The 16144-nt window shown below is 64.8% G+C and carries 14 protein-coding genes and 1 pseudogene; 6 read left to right on the top strand and 9 right to left on the bottom strand.

Going from position 1 to position 16144, the window contains the following annotated elements:
- Positions 1-154 precede the first annotated feature (154 nt).
- Positions 155-1774 (top strand): polyprenol phosphomannose-dependent alpha 1,6 mannosyltransferase MptB, encoded by a 1620-nt coding sequence (gene mptB / locus IEX43_RS09690; RefSeq protein ID WP_188810553.1) that lies wholly within the window; start codon positions 155-157, stop codon positions 1772-1774.
- Between the two features lie 214 nt (positions 1775-1988).
- Positions 1989-3322: pseudogene (locus IEX43_RS09685) on the top strand (phosphoribosyltransferase family protein).
- 8 nt (positions 3323-3330) lie between these two features.
- Here the strand turns inward: IEX43_RS09685 and IEX43_RS09680 are convergent.
- Both IEX43_RS09680 and IEX43_RS09675 read right to left on the bottom strand, forming a co-directional pair.
- Positions 3331-4551: a glycosyltransferase 87 family protein gene (locus tag IEX43_RS09680; protein WP_188810552.1), complete on the bottom strand. Its 1221-nt coding sequence runs from the start codon at positions 4549-4551 to the stop codon at positions 3331-3333.
- A 61-nt stretch (positions 4552-4612) separates the two neighbouring features.
- Positions 4613-5962, bottom strand: coding sequence for a glycosyltransferase family 87 protein (locus tag IEX43_RS09675; protein ID WP_229666392.1), 1350 nt, complete (start codon positions 5960-5962; stop codon positions 4613-4615).
- Between the two features lie 305 nt (positions 5963-6267).
- On the opposite strand from IEX43_RS09675, the gene IEX43_RS09670 reads away from it, so the two are divergent.
- Both IEX43_RS09670 and IEX43_RS09665 read left to right on the top strand, forming a co-directional pair.
- The gene (locus tag IEX43_RS09670; RefSeq protein ID WP_188810551.1) at positions 6268-6477 is read left to right on the top strand and encodes a hypothetical protein; all 210 of its coding nucleotides are present in this window, start codon (positions 6268-6270) and stop codon (positions 6475-6477) included.
- 197 nt (positions 6478-6674) lie between these two features.
- Entirely contained in the window at positions 6675-6965 is a 291-nt protein-coding gene (locus IEX43_RS09665) for a hypothetical protein (RefSeq protein ID WP_188810963.1), read from the top strand.
- Here the strand turns inward: IEX43_RS09665 and IEX43_RS09660 are convergent.
- The 3 genes from IEX43_RS09660 to IEX43_RS09650 form a co-directional block, all read right to left on the bottom strand.
- Positions 6962-7441, bottom strand: a complete 480-nt coding sequence (locus IEX43_RS09660; protein ID WP_188728536.1) for a hypothetical protein — start codon at positions 7439-7441, stop codon at positions 6962-6964. The two genes, IEX43_RS09665 and IEX43_RS09660, sit on opposite strands and share 4 nt — an antisense overlap.
- A 110-nt stretch (positions 7442-7551) precedes the next feature.
- A complete protein-coding gene (locus IEX43_RS09655; protein ID WP_188810550.1) occupies positions 7552-8439 on the bottom strand; it encodes an SAM-dependent methyltransferase in 888 nt (295 codons plus the stop codon).
- 24 nt (positions 8440-8463) lie between these two features.
- A complete protein-coding gene (locus tag IEX43_RS09650; RefSeq protein WP_188810549.1) occupies positions 8464-9177 on the bottom strand; it encodes an SDR family NAD(P)-dependent oxidoreductase in 714 nt (237 codons plus the stop codon).
- Between the two features lie 63 nt (positions 9178-9240).
- Between IEX43_RS09650 and IEX43_RS09645 the strand changes: the two genes are divergently transcribed.
- Together IEX43_RS09645 and IEX43_RS09640 are read left to right on the top strand one after the other, a co-directional pair.
- Positions 9241-9897 (top strand): GntR family transcriptional regulator, encoded by a 657-nt coding sequence (locus IEX43_RS09645; protein ID WP_188810548.1) that lies wholly within the window; start codon positions 9241-9243, stop codon positions 9895-9897.
- Positions 9894-11072, top strand: coding sequence for an MFS transporter (locus tag IEX43_RS09640; protein ID WP_188810547.1), 1179 nt, complete (start codon positions 9894-9896; stop codon positions 11070-11072). The genes IEX43_RS09645 and IEX43_RS09640 overlap by 4 nt, the downstream gene beginning before the upstream one ends.
- On the opposite strand, the gene IEX43_RS09635 is transcribed toward IEX43_RS09640, so the two are convergent.
- The 4 genes from IEX43_RS09635 to IEX43_RS09620 form a co-directional block, all read right to left on the bottom strand.
- Positions 11073-11645 carry an MOSC domain-containing protein gene (locus tag IEX43_RS09635; RefSeq protein WP_188810545.1) on the bottom strand — a complete coding sequence of 191 codons (573 nt, stop codon included), beginning with the start codon at positions 11643-11645 and terminating at the stop codon, positions 11073-11075. It lies immediately after the preceding gene.
- A gap of 101 nt (positions 11646-11746) precedes the next feature.
- Positions 11747-12418 (bottom strand): hypothetical protein, encoded by a 672-nt coding sequence (locus IEX43_RS09630; RefSeq protein WP_188810543.1) that lies wholly within the window; start codon positions 12416-12418, stop codon positions 11747-11749.
- 926 nt (positions 12419-13344) lie between these two features.
- On the bottom strand, positions 13345-14196 hold the full coding sequence (locus tag IEX43_RS09625) for an MFS transporter (RefSeq protein ID WP_188810541.1): 852 nt from the start codon (positions 14194-14196) through the stop codon (positions 13345-13347).
- 334 nt (positions 14197-14530) lie between these two features.
- Entirely contained in the window at positions 14531-15910 is a 1380-nt protein-coding gene (locus tag IEX43_RS09620; protein WP_188810539.1) for a tetratricopeptide repeat protein, read from the bottom strand.
- Between the last annotated feature and the right edge of the window lie 234 nt (positions 15911-16144).

The raw sequence follows: 16144 nt of genomic DNA, 5'->3' as shown, positions 1-16144 counted from the left end.
AGGCCGTGCGCCTTGCCCTGTTGCCAAACTGTGGCTCACGGGCGGTCCGTAACCCAAGGGCAGCGGGAAACCCTGCTGATAAAATGGCGTGGTTGCAGGGCGGCCTTATTGCTGGTCCAACCAGCGCCGTAACCAAGTAAGGGACCAGACACTCATGACGGCAGGCGGGTCACACCCCGGGACTTCGGAGACTCAGCCGGGTGCGCCGGCCAAAGCCTCCGGCCCGGCCACGGGCCGCGCCTACCTCGCCACCCTTGAGGGCTTCATCGGAGCCCTCATGATGTTTACCGGCTCCATTGGCACGGGCTGGATCGCCAACGGCTCACCCATGATCCGCCAGCCGGTGGTCATTGCCCTCCGCACGGAAGGCTGGGGAGTGACGGTGTCCACCGTGCTGCTCACCGTGGGCGCCATGGTGCTGATCCGTTCCTGGCTTCGGCTGGGCCAGCGGCTGGCGGACTGGGGGCAGTCCGCGCTGCGGTCCGTGGTGGTGGCCATCTCCGCCTGGTCGCTGCCGCTGCTGTTCTGCGTCCCGGTTTTTTCACGGGACGTGTACGCCTACACCGGCCAGGGCAGGTTGGTGATGGAGGGCCAAAACCCCTACGAGGTGGGCATCTCCAGCCTCAGCAACTGGTTCTCGCTGGGGGCAGACCCTGCGTGGGCTGAAAACCGGACACCGTACGGGCCCTACTTCCTTTGGCTGGCACGCGGGGTGGTGGGGCTGACCGGTGCCCAGCCTGACGTGTCCGTGCTGCTCTTCCGTCTCCTGGCCGGCGTCGGCGTCCTGCTCTGCGTCATCTATGTCCCCAAGCTGGCGGAACTGCACGGCATCAACGGCGCCCGGGCCCTCTGGATCTCGGTAGCCAACCCGCTCTTCCTGATCAGCTTTATTGCCAGCGCCCACAACGACGCCCTCATGGTGGGGCTTGCCGTCGCCGGCGTCTACTTTGCGGCCACGCGCCGCTACCTGGTGGGCATCCTCCTGGTTACCGCGTCCATCGGCATCAAGCCGATTACTGTGCTCCTGCTGCCGTTCATCGGCGTGATGTGGGCGGGACCGTCCGCGTCGTGGCCGCGCAAGTTCCTGATCTGGGCTGCGACGGCGGGTATCAGCTTCGGCGTGCTGGTTCTGAGCGGCATTCCCTACAACCTTGGCATCGGCTGGACCTGGGCCATCATGGACCCGACGCCGGGGTACACGGGCTACTCGCCGTCCGGCTTCCTGGGCCAGCAGGTGGAGTTCCTCGCCAACGTCCTGGGGCTCCCCGGCGGGACCTTCGCCACCCTGCTGCGGACGGGCATGAAATGGGCCGCGATCGGGCTGGTCCTGCTGTTGATGTTCCGGGGCGACTATTCGCTGGCGGTGCGCCGGATGGCGCTGGCGTTCACCGCCGTCGTGATGCTGTCCCCCATCATCCAGCCGTGGTACATCCTCTGGTTCCTGCCGTTCCTGGCCGTCACGGGAATCCGTGACGACTGGCAGATCAGGTCGCTGTATGTGGGCGTGACGTTCTTTGTGGTGTTCGGGGCGCAGGACCAGCTCTCAGTCTGGTCTTTCGTGGAGCTCCCTATCGATGCGTCGTCGCTGGCCTTCATTACGGCTCTGGCATTTACGTTCTACCTTCTATTCCTCGATGTGCATACACGGAAGCTGCTGATCGAAGGCAAGCCCCTGGACCTGGCCAGGCGGGGCTGGACGTGGCTAGTGGCGATGCGGGAGGCCAGGCGGGGCCGGGCGGAAGAGCCCGGCCGCGAGAAGCTGGGAAGCCGCTGACGCAGGTGATCAGCCGTGGGCAGTGTCGTGCTGGCCTGGCGGGGCTTTTGACCCTGTTCCGCTGTCCGGGGCAGGTGTGTAGTGACAGGTGTGTAGTGAAAAGGGGGCCGGCCTCTCCGGATCTCTTGTCCGGGGAAGAATAAGCCCGCCTGTAGGACCGGGTCTTCCGGGACGCAGCAGCACACGACGGGTCTCCACACGAGGAGGTGTCCGGATGTATGAGTTCCGGGACCGCGTGGAAGCGGGCCGGAAGCTCGGGCTCGCCCTGGCCGGCCTGCGCGGGAAGGACGTGGTGGTCCTGGGCCTGCCCCGGGGCGGTGTTCCTGTCGCGGCCGAGGTTGCGAAGGCCCTGGATGCCCCCTTGGACGTGATTGTTGTGCGCAAACTGGGGGTGCCGTTCCAGCCGGAGGTGGCCATGGGTGCCATCGCGGAAGGCGGCGCCCGGGTACTGGACCGGCAAGTCGTTTCCGTTGCAAGGGTCACAGAGGATGATCTCCGGACAGTAGAGGCGCGTGAGCGTGCGCTGCTGGAATCCAGGCTGGAACGGTACCGCCAGGGACGGCCCCCCAAGGACCTCACGGGACGTACTGCCGTCATTGTGGACGATGGCATCGCTACCGGATCAACGGCCCGGGTGGCATGTAAGGTGGCGCGGCAGCTGGGGGCAGCACGCGTGGTCCTGGCCGTCCCGGTGGCGCCGGAACGGGCCATGGACTCCCTGCCGGAGGCGGACCAGGTCCTCTCCCTGATTTCCCCGCGCGACTTCGAGGCGGTGGGCTACTACTACCGCGACTTTTCACCCACAACCGATGAGGAAGTGGTCCACCTGCTCGACGCTGCGGCGCGGCGGCGCCGTGACCGCCCAAGCCGGGCTGTTGGGGTGGACCAGGACGTCCACATCGCAGCGGACGGCGTGTCAATCAACGGCGACCTGCACCTTCCGGAGCAGTGCCGGGCGGTGGTGGTCTTCGCCCACGGCAGCGGCAGCAGCCGGCACAGTCCGCGCAACCGCTACGTTGCTTCCGTCCTCCAGGAAGCGGGACTGGGCACCCTGCTGGTGGATCTGCTGACCCCCGAAGAGGAAGTTGACCGCGGAAACGTCTTTGACATCCCCCTGCTGGCACAGCGGCTCAGCGCAGCAACGCACTGGCTGAAGGGCAGGGAGGACACCGCAAGGTGCCGGGTGGGTTACTTCGGGGCCAGCACCGGTGCAGGCGCCGCGCTGTGGGCCGCAGCCGAACCGGGTGCGCAGGTGGACGCCGTGGTTTCCCGCGGCGGCAGGCCGGACCTTGCCGGGCCGCGCCTCGCAGCGGTGCGTGCGCCCACTCTGCTGCTGGTGGGGGGTGCCGACACCCAGGTCCTTGCCCTGAACCGGCAGGCTATGGACCTTATGCGGGCCCCGGTACATCTGGAGATCATCCCGGGAGCCACCCACCTTTTCGAGGAGCCCGGCACGCGCTCGGCCAGGTCGCGGCACTGGCCAGGGAATGGTTCTCGCGCTACCTTATGCCGGAGGCTGCCGTGGAAGGTGCGCCGGGGGTTTCTTAGGACTTCAGCTACGCGCCGGCGGGCACCGCTGCAGGTTTCCGGCCCAGCTCGGCGGTCCGCTTTACCGACCACCACAGCAGCACCACCAGGAGCACGTTGCGCGTCGTCAGGATGGCCGCCATTACCGGGTGGGCGTGGATCAGCGGGGTGTAAAACAGCGGGTAGATCACGAAGGTGGTCATGGCGATGCCCATCAGCAGCGCCGCGGGGACCTTCCACCGGTCCCAGTCGTGGGTCAGCCCGGCGATGATCACGGGTGCCAGCCAGATGATGAACTGCGGGGAGCCCACCTTGTTGAACACAATGAAGGCGGTGACCATCATCAGGGAGCCCTCGAGGAAAAGTTCCTCCCGTTCCGCGCCGCGGTTCAGGGCGCGGACCAGCAGGACGGCAGCGATCACGGCCGCGAGGATCAGCAGCGGCTGCATCAGGAAAGCCGCCACGCCGGCGCCGGGTCCGTAGACCTCGGTGGAGTTAATGGCGGTGTTGTCCGCCATCTTCGAGCCTGCGATGTTGAAGACGCTCAGCCACACCCACGGCGTGGAGAAGGTGGCTTCCAGCTGCATGCCGCGCTCGCCCTGGTTGGTGAGGAAGTCCATGATGTGTGGCAGCCCGCCGGCCAGCCAGGTGCCCAGGGCTACAACCACTGTCACCGCCACCCCGGAAAGGAGTATGTGTATTCGTTTCCGGCTGGCAATCACGATGGGCACCAGGACCGCCGCCGGCCACACCTTGATCCAGGTGGCGATGCTGAGCAGGACGCCGGCCACCACCGGCCGCTGCGCCGCGTACAGCAGGGCGATGAGCACGATGGGGGCGGTGATGCCTTCAACGCGGGCGAAGCTGAGGTAGCCCATGAAGACTGTGAAGAACAGCCACCACCAGGCCGGGGCGATGCCGCACTCCTTCCGCGGCCCGCGGGTGAGGAAGGCGAGTCCGGCCGCGTTGAGGGCTGTGATGATCAGGAACCACACGAGGAGGTACAGGTCCGGCCCGGCGATGTTGGCCAGGAAGATGGGGATCTGCGCCAGCACGGGGTACACCCAGGGGCTGATCTTCCCATCGAGGTCCGCGGGGTTGTAGCCGTCCATGGCCCACTGGCGGTACTGCTCCGTGTCGCTGAATGTGTCGCCGTGCAGGAAGAAGGACGCCATCCAGCCCAGGAAGTACAGATGGACGACGGCGAATCCCCACCACACGCTGGAAGGGCGGGCGAACCAGTCCACCACCTTTGCGGGCAGGACTTTGCTGCGGACGGTGACCAGGCGGTCGAAGAACCTCGTGGAAATCTTAGGACTCCTTGAGCGCGGGGGCGGCAGCAGGCGCCTTCTTGCCCAGCAGGTAGAGGCGCCGGACGCTCCAGATGAACAGGACCACCAGGAGGACGTTGCGGATGGTCAGCACCAGGGCCATCCAGGGATTGTTGTGGCTGAGGGCGTCGTAGAACAGGGGGTAGATAAAGTACGTTGCCACGGCGATGACGATCAGCATGGCGGCCGGGACCCGCCAATCACGCCAGCTGTGGGCGAGGCCGACGGCGACGGCCGGGGCGAGCCACACCATGAACTGCGGCGAGCCCACCTTGTTGAACACAACGAACGCGGTGGCCAGGGTCAGGGCACCGGCGAGGAGCAGCTCGGTGCGGTCAACGCCGCCGTTCAGCTGGCCTTTGTGCTGGTTTCCGTTGTGGAGTGCCCAGAATGTCAGGCCGGCCACCAGCAGTGCGGCCAGGATCAGGAGGGGCTGCATCAGCACTGACATCAGTGCGGTGCCGGGGCCGTCCACCTGCATGGAGTTGATGTCCGTGTTCATGTACATCCGGGAATCGCCGACGTTCAAAACGGACAGCCAGAGCCAGGGCGTGGTGAAGGTGGCCTCCAGCTGCATGCCGCGGTCACCCTGCTGGGTGAGGAAGTTCAAAAGCTTGGGGACACTGCCCACCGCAGCGGCCAGCGCAACTACCCCCGCCGTCGTCGCAAGGCCGGCGAGCACCACCAGGACGCGGTTTTTGACGACGGCGAACAGGGCCAGCATGACGGCGGCGGGCCAGACCTTCACCCAGGTGCCGATGGCGAGCAGGACGGAGGCGATGAACGGGCGGCCGACGCCATAGGCAAGGGCCACCAGGACCAGCGGGGCGGTGAGGCCGTCCACGCGGGCGAATCCCAGCCAGCCCATGAGGAAGGTGAACACCAGCCACCACCAGCCCGCGGGGATGGCCTGGCGGTCCCGGCCGCGGTTGGTAAGTTTCAGCAGTGCCCAGCCGTTCAGGACTGTGGTCATGAGGACCCACAGGAAGAAGAACGGACCGGGGCCGGCGACTCCTGCGATAGCCATGGGGATCAGGGCAAGGATCGGGTAGACCCAGGGGCTGGGCCCGCCGGTGAGGTTCGCGTCGTTGAACCCTGCCATGGCCCAGTCGCGGTAGATGAAGGTATCGCTGAAAGCCTCACCGCGAAGCGAGAGGGATGCCGCGAAGACCAGGAAAACCAGGTGCACCACGATGAAACCGCCCAGCAGCCCGCGGCCGGTGTTCAGCCGGGTCCGGGCGGGCGTGGGAAGAACGGCGTTGCGGATCCGGGTGAGTCTGCCGAAGAAAGCGTCCGTAGAGATGGCGGGATCCTTATCAGGTCGTTGCACAGCCGTGTGTTGCGCAGTGGTGCACGGGTCTTGCCGGGAGGCTTCTCCGGTGGCATTGGAGGCGTCCAAAAACAGCTTCCACTCCCTATTAACTGTAATTGACCAGCCCGAGCGGGCCGTAATTGCGGAGCTTGCACGGCGGATCCCGCAGCGCTGACCTGCGGTTCCTTGTTACTTGATTTTTCAAGTTGCTGGTGGTCCGATGCTGGGGCATCATGAGGTGGGCAGTATGATGCCCTGCCGCGTCGGCAGCTTGGGGGAGCGAAAGACGCGTGTCCCACACCTAGAACACTAAGGCCCCACCCATGACCGCTGACTTCCCCTTGACCCTGACCGTTGCCGACCGCGCGAGCATGGACAGCGAGCTCGACGCCGCTGTCACCGCCGCCAAGGCCTACGCGCTTGCCGAGAAGCGCCACGGCATCCTGGTGACACGGCACGGCGTGGACAAGTTCACCGTGGCACTCAGTGAGGCTGTTCCCTTCGGCTTCACGCGCGAACACCAGGCCTGGTAATCCGGCCGGGCCGGTTCGCGTAACCGGCGCGCCAGCCGTTCCCGGGAACGCTACCGGCCCCCTTCCGCTCCGCTGCCGCCGTGGCTCGGTCCAGGTACGGCTTGAAGGGTTAGGCAACCGTGACCTTCAGGTCGTTCCTTCCCGGTGCAACGCCCGCTACTGTCGACAGCACCATCGGGGACGACGGAAGAGGCACGATGAGCATCGACATCGAGATTGGTACAAGCCTCAGCAATGAGGACGCAGCGCACTTTGCGGCCACGACGGAAGCAATCACCTCAGCGATGCAGAGGGTGCGGGAACGGCACGCGGCGTACAGCTGGGTGTGGACTGACGAGATCCGCTGCCGCGGCTGCAACGCGAGCCTGGACATACCGCTGCTCGCCAGCACGAACGTGAGCGCCGACAAAGCCTTCCAGGCACATCAGTCCGCCCAGCTCGATGCCTTCCTGGCTGCCGGCGGACACCAGCGGGGGGAATTCGGCTAGCGGTACCAGCCCACCGAACGGTCGTAGCTGGACACCAGCGCCCCTGTGCCTGGCGCGCCATCCCCGCCCGCGGGGAAGTAGATGGCCCCAAACTCGGCGCCTTCAGATTCGATCCGTTGGCGCGCCCATGCTTGGGCGTCGTCGATGTCCTTCTCCGGAATGCCTTCGCGGGTGTTGTTTCCGGCGCTGAAATGGATGTCCAGCTGGTACTCCCCGGACTGCGACGCTCCGGCATGGTGGCCAGGATCCCGCTCATCGCGCCTGCTGACCATCACCTGTGCCAAAGCATGGAGGAAGGACGGGTCCTTGGCCGCGCTGCCATGCTGCTGTTGTTCCATCCGCAGCGCTGAAACCACGCTCTCCACGGTGTCCGCGTCGCTGACCACGTATGAAGCTCCGGCGACGTCCGCCTCCGAGCCCCCAACACTTTTCAAGTACTGCATAAATTGCTCGGAGCTGGACTGTCTGGAGTTCATGCACCCTCCCTGAGGGCTATTCGCGGCGAGTGCCGACCTTCCCCACACTAGACCCATATGGATCGCCCAAGCCCGTGCCCTGTGAAATAGTTTGGGGACGGAGAGTGCGGTCAGGCCGGCTCATGCTGCGTCGATTGGCCGGGTACGCGTGGTGCCCCGTTCCCGCCCGCCTTCGCCAGCGTGAATATCCCATAGCGCATTGCACCGGTGCGGTAGGCCAGGATCAGGCGGGGAATGCTGAGAACGAAGATGCGGTTGCGGGCCCCAAGGGCGAGGCACCGGGTCTCGCGATCGACGAGCAGGGCCTTCATCAGTCGACGGGCGCAGACCGGCCAGGTGCGCGCGACGCGGCGGCTGACATCCTCATAGCCGGTGATCACAAAGCCCGCCGCGACGGCCATCGCCTCATACTCCTCGCGCGTGCCCATCGACGGCAGGCGCCCTTCGCGGCAGATCGGCTCGAGCAGGCGGCGAACCTTCCAACCTGTGGCATCAGTCTCGGCGAGCCACGCGCAGACGACGAAGCGGCCGCCGGGCGACAGCACGCGATGCGCCTCGGCGAAGAACCTGGGCTTATCGACCATGTGCTCGCTCGACTCGATCGCCCACGCGGCATCGGCTGAGGCATCGGGCAGCCCGTTGGCGAGCCAGTCGCGGAGACGGATGTCCACGTCTGGTACAGGATGCGCGGCGGCATAGTGGGCCTGCTCAGCGGACAGCGTGAAGCCGGTAACGCGGACCCTGCGTGTCACCGCCAGCCGTCCTGCTGTGGAGCCATAGCCGCAGCCGATGTCGACGCACGCCTCTCCGGGCATCAGGCGCAGCCGGTCGCCAACGGTGTCCACCAGCGCCTCTACGGCCTCGGCGGGAGTCTCGCGACCGGTTGCCCACAGCCCGTGATGGACATGCTCACCCCACACCCGGCGATAGATCGGATCGAGCTCGTCGTAGTGATCCGCAACCGCCGCGGCGTTCTGGGGAATTTCGGGGACGATCACGCCATCACAGTACAGCTTGTCGGGTCAGCCCAGGCGCTCGCCGGTCACACCGGCCAGGTGGTCCAGGAGTTCGTCCTGGAACCGCTCATCGCGGATGGCAGGATGCGGCTTTTCCCGGTGCTGGTGGTACCAGTAGCCGCCGCTGGTGAGGGCCTCCGGGTCATCGCTGGCGGCCAGCCACTCCTGCGTGCGGTGGCCCAACCGGAGGTCGTCCGGGGCGCCGGCGCCGCCCATCCTGGTGGGCACCCAGCCGGGATCGACGGCGTTGCTGAGGACGTCCGGCCATAAACGCGCGACGGCGGCTGCCAAAGCCGTGAGGTAGAGCTTGCTGTCCGAATAGGTCACCTGGGCGTGCTTTTGGATGGGTGCGTGGCCGCCGCGATGCATGCCGCTGCTGACATATATCAGCCGCCGCGGCCGTTGCATGACTGCGGTGAGGAGGTAGGGTGCAGCGACGTTGACCTGGAAAATGTCCGGGCCGTGGAGCACGCCGGCGTTGTGGATGACGGCGTCCATCTGCCCGAGCCGGTTCACGTGGGCAGCGATACCGCGGACCTGGTCCGTGTCGGCCAAGTCGCCAACAACGCCATCCGCACCGCGGTCCAGCAGATCCTGGACGGAAACCAGGCGTTCCGCACTGCGGGCATGTACGACGACGTGGTGGCCCTCCTCCATAAGCGTTTTGGCTGTGTGCCGACCCAGCCCGTCCGCAGAGCCTGTGATAAATATGCGCGCCACTGGTCCTCCTCAAGTTGTATACAAGTATGCACCAAGGGCTAGGGTAGCTTCGGAGGTAACGACATGTCTGGTGCAACCACCCGCAATACCGGGGCGGATTTCGTCTATGCCGAGCTGAAGCGACAGATCATCAGCCTGGAGCTGAAGCCGGGTGAACGCGTGTACGAACCCGCGATGGCCTCTGCACTGCAGGTGAGCCGCACCCCGCTGAGGGAAGCCATCCGGCGGCTGATCTCGGAGAGCCTGCTGGAACAGCAACGGACCGGCGGCGTGCTGGTGCCGGCGCTGGATGAGGCGGCAATTTCCGAGCTGTATGAAGTCCGCGCGGCCATGGAATCGCTGATGGCGCGCAATGCCTGCCTCAAAGCCACCCTGGCTGACATCAACGCACTCGAAGGCATCCTTGAGCGCAACGCTGCGATGGTGGGCTTCGCCGATGAAGCGATGAAGCAGGGGATGTCGCTGCACGGAAAGATCGCCGGGATTGCCGGCAATTCGTGGGCCCGGCGGTTCCATGACCAGATATCAAACCAGATGGAGCGGTACCGGCACTTCACCAACAGCACGCAGGAACGGCGGGACCAGGCCCTGGCCCAGCACCGGACCCTGGTGGCTGCCGTGGCCGCCGGCGACCCGGACCGGGCTGCAAGGATCGCGTTCGACCACGTCATGGGTGCGCGTGACGCAGCCGTGCGGGCCATGTCCGGCACCACTGCATGATAGGCGAACTGGGCCGCCGGTCCACTGCAGCCCTCCTGGTCCATTCCACGCTGATCCAGGCCCTGACCTTCCTGCTGCGGCCGGCCGCCACGTACCGTGCGCTGGAGCTGGACGTTCCCGGTTTTGCCCTGGGTCTCCTGGCCGCCAGCTACGCCGTCTTCCCGTTGCTGCTCGCCGTCCCCACAGGCGCCCTGGTGGACCGCCTGGGTGAACGCCGCCTCATGGCGGCCGGTGCCGCCGTCGTCCTGGCCAGCGCCTTGTTCCTGCTGCTGTGGGGTTCGTCAATCGCCGCACTGATCATCGGAACCGCCCTCCTGGGCGTCGGCCAGCTGACCTGCGTGGTTGGGCAACAGGCGGTGGTGGCCAACAACGCGGCTGCCTCCCGGATGGATTCCGCCTTCGGCTACCTCACCTTCGCTGCGTCCCTGGGGCAGGCGGTGGGGCCCCTGGCCATCTCCCTGGTGGGAGGCGCGGCCGTCCGCCCCGACACCCAGGCGATCTTCCTCCTCTCGGCCTGCATGGGCCTGGTGCTCCTGGTGACCACCTTCGGCATCTCGGCAACGGTCAGCGCCAGGAAGGGAACGGCAGCCCCGGCGAACAGCGGCAAGGGCAACGTGGCCGCGCTGCTGAAGACTCCAGGCGTGGCGCGAGCCCTGGCCACCAGCGCCACCGTCCTTGCCGTGGTGGACCTGACCATGGTCTACCTCCCGGTGCTTGGCTCCGAACGTGGGCTCAGCGCGGCAACGGTGGGCGCCCTGCTCGCCGTCCGCGCCGTGTTCTCAATGGTGTCCCGCATCCTGCTGGGGCACGTCTCCCGGAAGCTGGGGCGCAAGCGGCTGCTCGTGGCCAGCCTGGTGCTGTCCACCATCGCATTGGCCGCCATGGCGGTTCCCATGCCGGTACTGCTGCTCTTTGTGGTCATGGCCGTACTCGGACTGGGCCTTGGCATTGGCCAGCCCCTCACCATGTCCTGGCTGTCGGCGCAGGCCCCCGCGGGGCAGCGCGGCCGTGCGCTTGCCCTCCGGCTCGCCGGCAACCGGGTGGGCCAGGTGGTGCTTCCCAGTGTTATCGGTGTGGCAGCGGCAGGCGTCGGCGCGATGGGGGTTTTCCTGGCGTCCGCGGCCGCAGTGGGCGGGACGCTTTTGCTGCTCCGCGGCGTTCGGCTGGACGACTAACTACGGCAGCCGACTTGGCCGCAGCAGGGTGGGCACGCCGGCCTGCTCCGGATCCAGTGGAACAGGGCTGACCAGTACTGCCGGGCCGCGATGGAGCGTTCCGCTTGAGAGTGCCCGGCAGCGGATGCCGCCCCGGCCCCGCATTGATGCGTGGGCGCCGGGGGCCAGCACCGCGTTCATCCAGGCGCAGGGATGTGCGGGCCGGCCGCCGTGGAACTCAGCCCGGGAACCGCCGGATTCCAGCGCGAAGTCCTGGTTGAGCAGCGGAGCCAGGTGGGCTCCGCGGAGGATGACGTTCCGCCGGGTGGCCAACGGATCGAACGGTCCGGCGCCCAGTTCCCCGGCCATGGCTTCGAGGGCCTCGACGGCGAACAGTGTCACCGCAGCGTCCATGTGGGCCGCTTTGCCGAAGAAACGGTCGCCCACAATGCCCTTGCCCGCCACCACTTCCGCGCTCCCGGCGTCGAAGGTGGGCACATCGGCGGCGCCGTCGCGTGCCCGGCCGAAGTAGGCGTGCCCGGGTGACACCAGCAGGTGCAGGATTTCGACGCCGTACCGGTACTTAGCTGACATGTCCACAGCCTAGGCCAGCCTGCCCCACAAATACGGTTAAAGACGGCGGCCTCCCAGCCTGTGGAGCAGGATGAACGGGCCGGAGAAATCGTGTGCCGCGTTCAGGAACTCCCGGTACTTGCGTCGATAGCGCTGAATGCTCGTTTATTACTGTCACGGCGCTGAACAATGGCGTTGACCAACGATGCCCAACGATGCTCGGCTGCGGCGGAGGTTCTCGGGTAGTGGTGACCCGGGACCGGCACCAGGGACCACTCCCGTCCGTGCACTGTTGCACGGTCCGTGGATCTCCGGGTGGAACTCGGCAGCACGACTTCATCTTCGTCCGGAGCGATGACCACCACGCGCACAGGGCATTTCCGGGTGTGTTGTTCGCCGTCGTCAGGCCCTCCCGCGGTCGGTCCGAAACGAACCGCCGCCCACCTCCTGAACTCCGGCTCGTCCCCGTGTAGCTGAAGGTGATCTTGGAGGTTGATGATGGGAGACATAGCAACCACCTGCCTCGGCTCGACATGCTCGGCAAGCTGAAGGCCCACCCACGCTCCGAAACTGACGCCGAAAATGGAGACCTCTGGCGTTCTGCGCGTGGCCATGACCTCGGCGACTGCCTTCGCCGTTTCCCGAATCGCGGCCTGCCAGTTAATCCATCTGAGGTCGTCGAGCTCGTGGCTGTCCGGGCCACCGTGAAGACAGACGACGAGCTCCTGGCCACGCGGCGGCTGTTCGGCATGCACGTAAACGCACGGCAATCCGGCCGGGGTGATCTGGCTCACCGTCAGTTCCCTCCTTACAGCGGCGATCCCGGCGATAAGGCCCCGTTGGGTCCGCCAGCACGATCCGATTGCGAGACCCGTGGACCGGATGACCGGGTCAGTAGCCGCTCCCATGGCGAAAACCTGGGACGTTCCGCATTGAGCTTCAGCTAACGTGAAGCAATCGTCGCAGGGGTCCATATGCAGCAGGTGTTGTCCCTTTTCTGCGTGGATGCCATAGGCCGTTATACGCGTGTCCGACGCAGCGACAGAGATCAGGGACCAGCCCGGCGGAGCCACGATTTCCGCCTCGCCGGCGCCGCGGACTACGGAGAATCGGGCACCGGACTTATTCGACCGTTTAATAACAACGAACTCGGATGCGGCGGCAACGATCAAACCGGCACCATGCCCCACACTGTTCCCGTCGCGGACCATGCTCCACCCGACCTCCGATTCGGCAACCAGGGTCCCGTCAGCGAATATGCATTTTGGTGTGCCGTGGCTGGGTGCGACCGGCCGCAGATCCCCACACCCCAGATCGAGGAGGAGAGTGTCCCCCGCTGCGGTCAATGGCTCGAAAACCACGCGTAGTGTCGCTTCTTCTGCATCTGGGATGAGGCTGGCAATGCGGTGCGTCTGATTAGATGGCGACGGGATGGCACGCTCGCGGGGTTGGCCCAGGCCCGTTGCTACAAGGGGAAACTCCCTTACCGTCAAGGTGGCCGAATCATGGATGAGGTCATAGACGAAAGGGTGGCCAGGTACACAAAAGGGCGCCAAAAAGCCGGACAATAATATCTGCTCATACCCGCCGGGCTCAGCCTGTCCCTGGTTTGATATTCGGTAGAGGCACCCATCGAGTTGGCTGAAGGTGAAGAGGGTAGAGCCTACAAGTGCGATGGGGACGAGGTGGTCCTCCTCGAAAAGGGACTCGACCGGCATGATTAGGCCGCTTTCACTGTCGATTCGCTGCGAACGCTGCGCAGAAGCGCAGGCAGAAGCACTGCATTGAACAACGTAACTGCGCCAGCAGTGAACAGCAGTCCCTCCGGGCCCGCGTTGAGCCAAAGGGGGGCGCCGAGGACGCCACCAAGCGTGTCTCCAACCAGGAACGCAGTTTGTGAAATCCCGAAAACAAAACCTGTTGCCTGGGCCGGGATAATGGCGTATTGGATCGTTTCCTCTGATGCGATGGCAAGCGACACGAAAGCAGCCCGCGCGATGAAGATAACTGCTATCCACGGAGCTCCCATCCCCAAGGCCAGCGCGGCAGCCAGCGTAATGACTCCGGTAAGGACCTCGGACACAGCAAACAGCGCGAAGGGCCGGCTGCTGGTGCTGTAGCGGGAGAAGATCCAGGTGGCGCAGATTTGAGCGACGCTCATGAGCGCCATGATCAAGGCTGCCTGCGCGGCGGTGGTGCCACCATTGGTGAGAATCAACGGCAAATAAGGTGCCACCAGACTGACATAGAAGCCAGAGAGCAAGCCGATGACGGCCAGCTTTACGGCCAAGGCCTTGTAGCGCCTCTTACCGGCGGCCTCGTCTGCCTCTTCCGGCACGGAGTTCGGCAGAGTGCGGGCTTGGGAATTCGGCGCGAGCAGCACCCACACAAGCGCTGCTGCCACGAGTGCGGGGGCAATCAGCAAAACGGTCTTCGCCCCGTCCCCTTGGGTTGCCGACAACGCGAAGATAGATGCAGCCCCGACTGTTCCCAGCAGGAGACCCGTCTGATTCCCGAGGTTTCGGGTTCCGACAATTTTGGGAATTTCCTCATCGGAGGCTGTGGATCGCACCCAAGGCCTAATAGCTACGAGAACCAGGGATGCGCCTGCGCCTGCAACCCCTGAGAAAATCACTACCGGAATAACGTCCGTGAAAGGCGGCCAGCAATTCCGACAGCGTATAGAAGCGTTCCCAGGCGGACAGCATTTAAGCCGCCAAAGCGGTCTGCAAAGGCACCCCATGCGAAAGAGAACCCGCCTACGACTGCCATAACGGCGTAGCCAATACCGAATGCTACTAACGCATTCATCTGCTCAAAATAGAGGGGTTGTGCAACTTTTGACATCCACATTCCACCGGCAAACAAAACGGTGAAGACTCCCAGTTGTCCCCGCAATCCGAGGCTCATACGTGCATGCCCAGAAGGGCTTCCCGGTTTGCTGCCAGGACGTCGGAGTCAGGGAACAATGCGAGTCCTGCTTCTATCAGTTCCAGAGCCTCAGCGCAGCGGTCGTGCCGGATTGCAATCTCTGCGCTCAGCGATGCACGGCGTTCGGCTTCTTCCTTTGGCAGGGTGCTGTGGATCCAGCCGTCAACATGCTGGGTGGCTTCATCGACGCGGTCCGCGAGGATGAGGCTGTAAACCAGATTGGTGGGATGGACGTAAGAGGCGGGATCGAGGGACGCGGCCCGAGCGTGCGCGTCCGCGGCTACCCCATGTGAACCGATTTCCCCTTCGTATACCCCGATCAGGCCCCATGCAGAGGCGAGACTGTCATCCAATTCCACTGCTTGTCGGCAGGCAGCCAGTGCGGCGTCTAAGTCTCCGGCCGACGCGTGGCATTTTGCTGCTTCCAAGTGGTATTCGGGCATGCGGGGGTCAACGTCAAGGAGTTCAGCGTAGGTGGCAATGGCAGCGGTCAGGTTTCCGGTTTGCTTGTAGCACTGGGCGAGGTTGTAAATGAGTACGGATCGGTGGATGGCCACTTTTTCGCCGGTCTGCGTGAGCCTTTTGATGCCCTCGCGAAGGAGCGTGATGGCCTCGTCCACGTGGCCGCGGCGGAAGAGTATGAGGGCATAGCCGTTCCTGTTGAAAACCTCGTCAAAGACAACGCGGTCCTCGGTGCGCTCTTGGGAGCCCAGTTGCTGGATGAGGGCATAGGCCTCATTCAGCAACTCCTCGCTACGAGTCAAACTTCGAAGGCCGTCCGGATGGTGGCGGGCATAAAGCATGGCTTTTCCGTAGAGGGCCCGGATTGCGTCGAGAGGCTCTTTGGATGTGCTCCAGCGGTCGTAATAGAACTCGGCCTGGACCGTCTCGTTCACCATGGCGTGCGCAAGTGCCAGGAGGTTCCACACCCGGGGTGACTGCTCAACCTCCTGCAGCAGATGTCCAAGGTTCAGCGCTGTCCATGCATCTCCTGAGTTGACGTAGTCGAAGGCCATGGTGACGATCTGTCCCGCATGGTCCGTCCTCGCGGACGGTGACAGCATGTTCAGCAAGGACTGTTCCTCGGCCGAGAAATGAGGGACGGATTCATTTCCGCCGCTGTCAAAACGCAGTTGGACTGACCAGCCGCCCACGCGAACTGCCGCGTCTAGGAAATCGCGGCTGGGCCGGTCCAAGGCCTCAGCGTCTGTCACGTCTATTTCGATGGGACCGAAGGTTTCGCGGACGTATCGGGCAATTTTGATGTAGCTTCGTCGGGCCCGCTGGTGCTGGAAGAACCGGATCTGCTCGTTGGACGTCGCAGCATCCGTAAGGCTGGTTGTGCCGATCTGCAACCGGCACCCCTGCAACGGAACTAGATGGTGGTGGCTTTACCGCCATAAAGAACGGCAAAATCGATCTTTTGTTCCTTGGGCTTCTCGATCCTGAGCTGCATTAATTTCCCCAATCAATTAATGAGAACAACCTCGTGCCGTCCTCAGCGAGGAAACTAACACAACTTTACTTATTGCCAAAGTCATACGCTGGGGCGGCGCTTTCACGGCGTGATGCGGTGCTCCGGTATCCGG

It is taken from the genome of Pseudarthrobacter polychromogenes (assembly GCF_014644495.1).
Lineage (GTDB): Bacteria > Actinomycetota > Actinomycetes > Actinomycetales > Micrococcaceae > Arthrobacter > Arthrobacter polychromogenes.
This window is presented reverse-complemented; position numbering and strand designations above follow the sequence as displayed.

Bases quoted from the DNA above. Each gene is read 5' to 3' on its own strand.
- mptB (WP_188810553.1), top strand. From the start codon at position 155: ATGACGGCAGGCGGGTCACACCCCGGGACTTCGGAGACTCAGCCGGGT.
- IEX43_RS09670 (WP_188810551.1), top strand. From the start codon at position 6,268: ATGACCGCTGACTTCCCCTTGACCCTGACCGTTGCCGACCGCGCGAGC.
- IEX43_RS09665 (WP_188810963.1), top strand. From the start codon at position 6,675: ATGAGCATCGACATCGAGATTGGTACAAGCCTCAGCAATGAGGACGCA.
- IEX43_RS09660 (WP_188728536.1), bottom strand. From the start codon at position 7,441: ATGAACTCCAGACAGTCCAGCTCCGAGCAATTTATGCAGTACTTGAAA.
- IEX43_RS09645 (WP_188810548.1), top strand. From the start codon at position 9,241: ATGTCTGGTGCAACCACCCGCAATACCGGGGCGGATTTCGTCTATGCC.
- IEX43_RS09640 (WP_188810547.1), top strand. From the start codon at position 9,894: ATGATAGGCGAACTGGGCCGCCGGTCCACTGCAGCCCTCCTGGTCCAT.
- IEX43_RS09635 (WP_188810545.1), bottom strand. From the start codon at position 11,645: ATGTCAGCTAAGTACCGGTACGGCGTCGAAATCCTGCACCTGCTGGTG.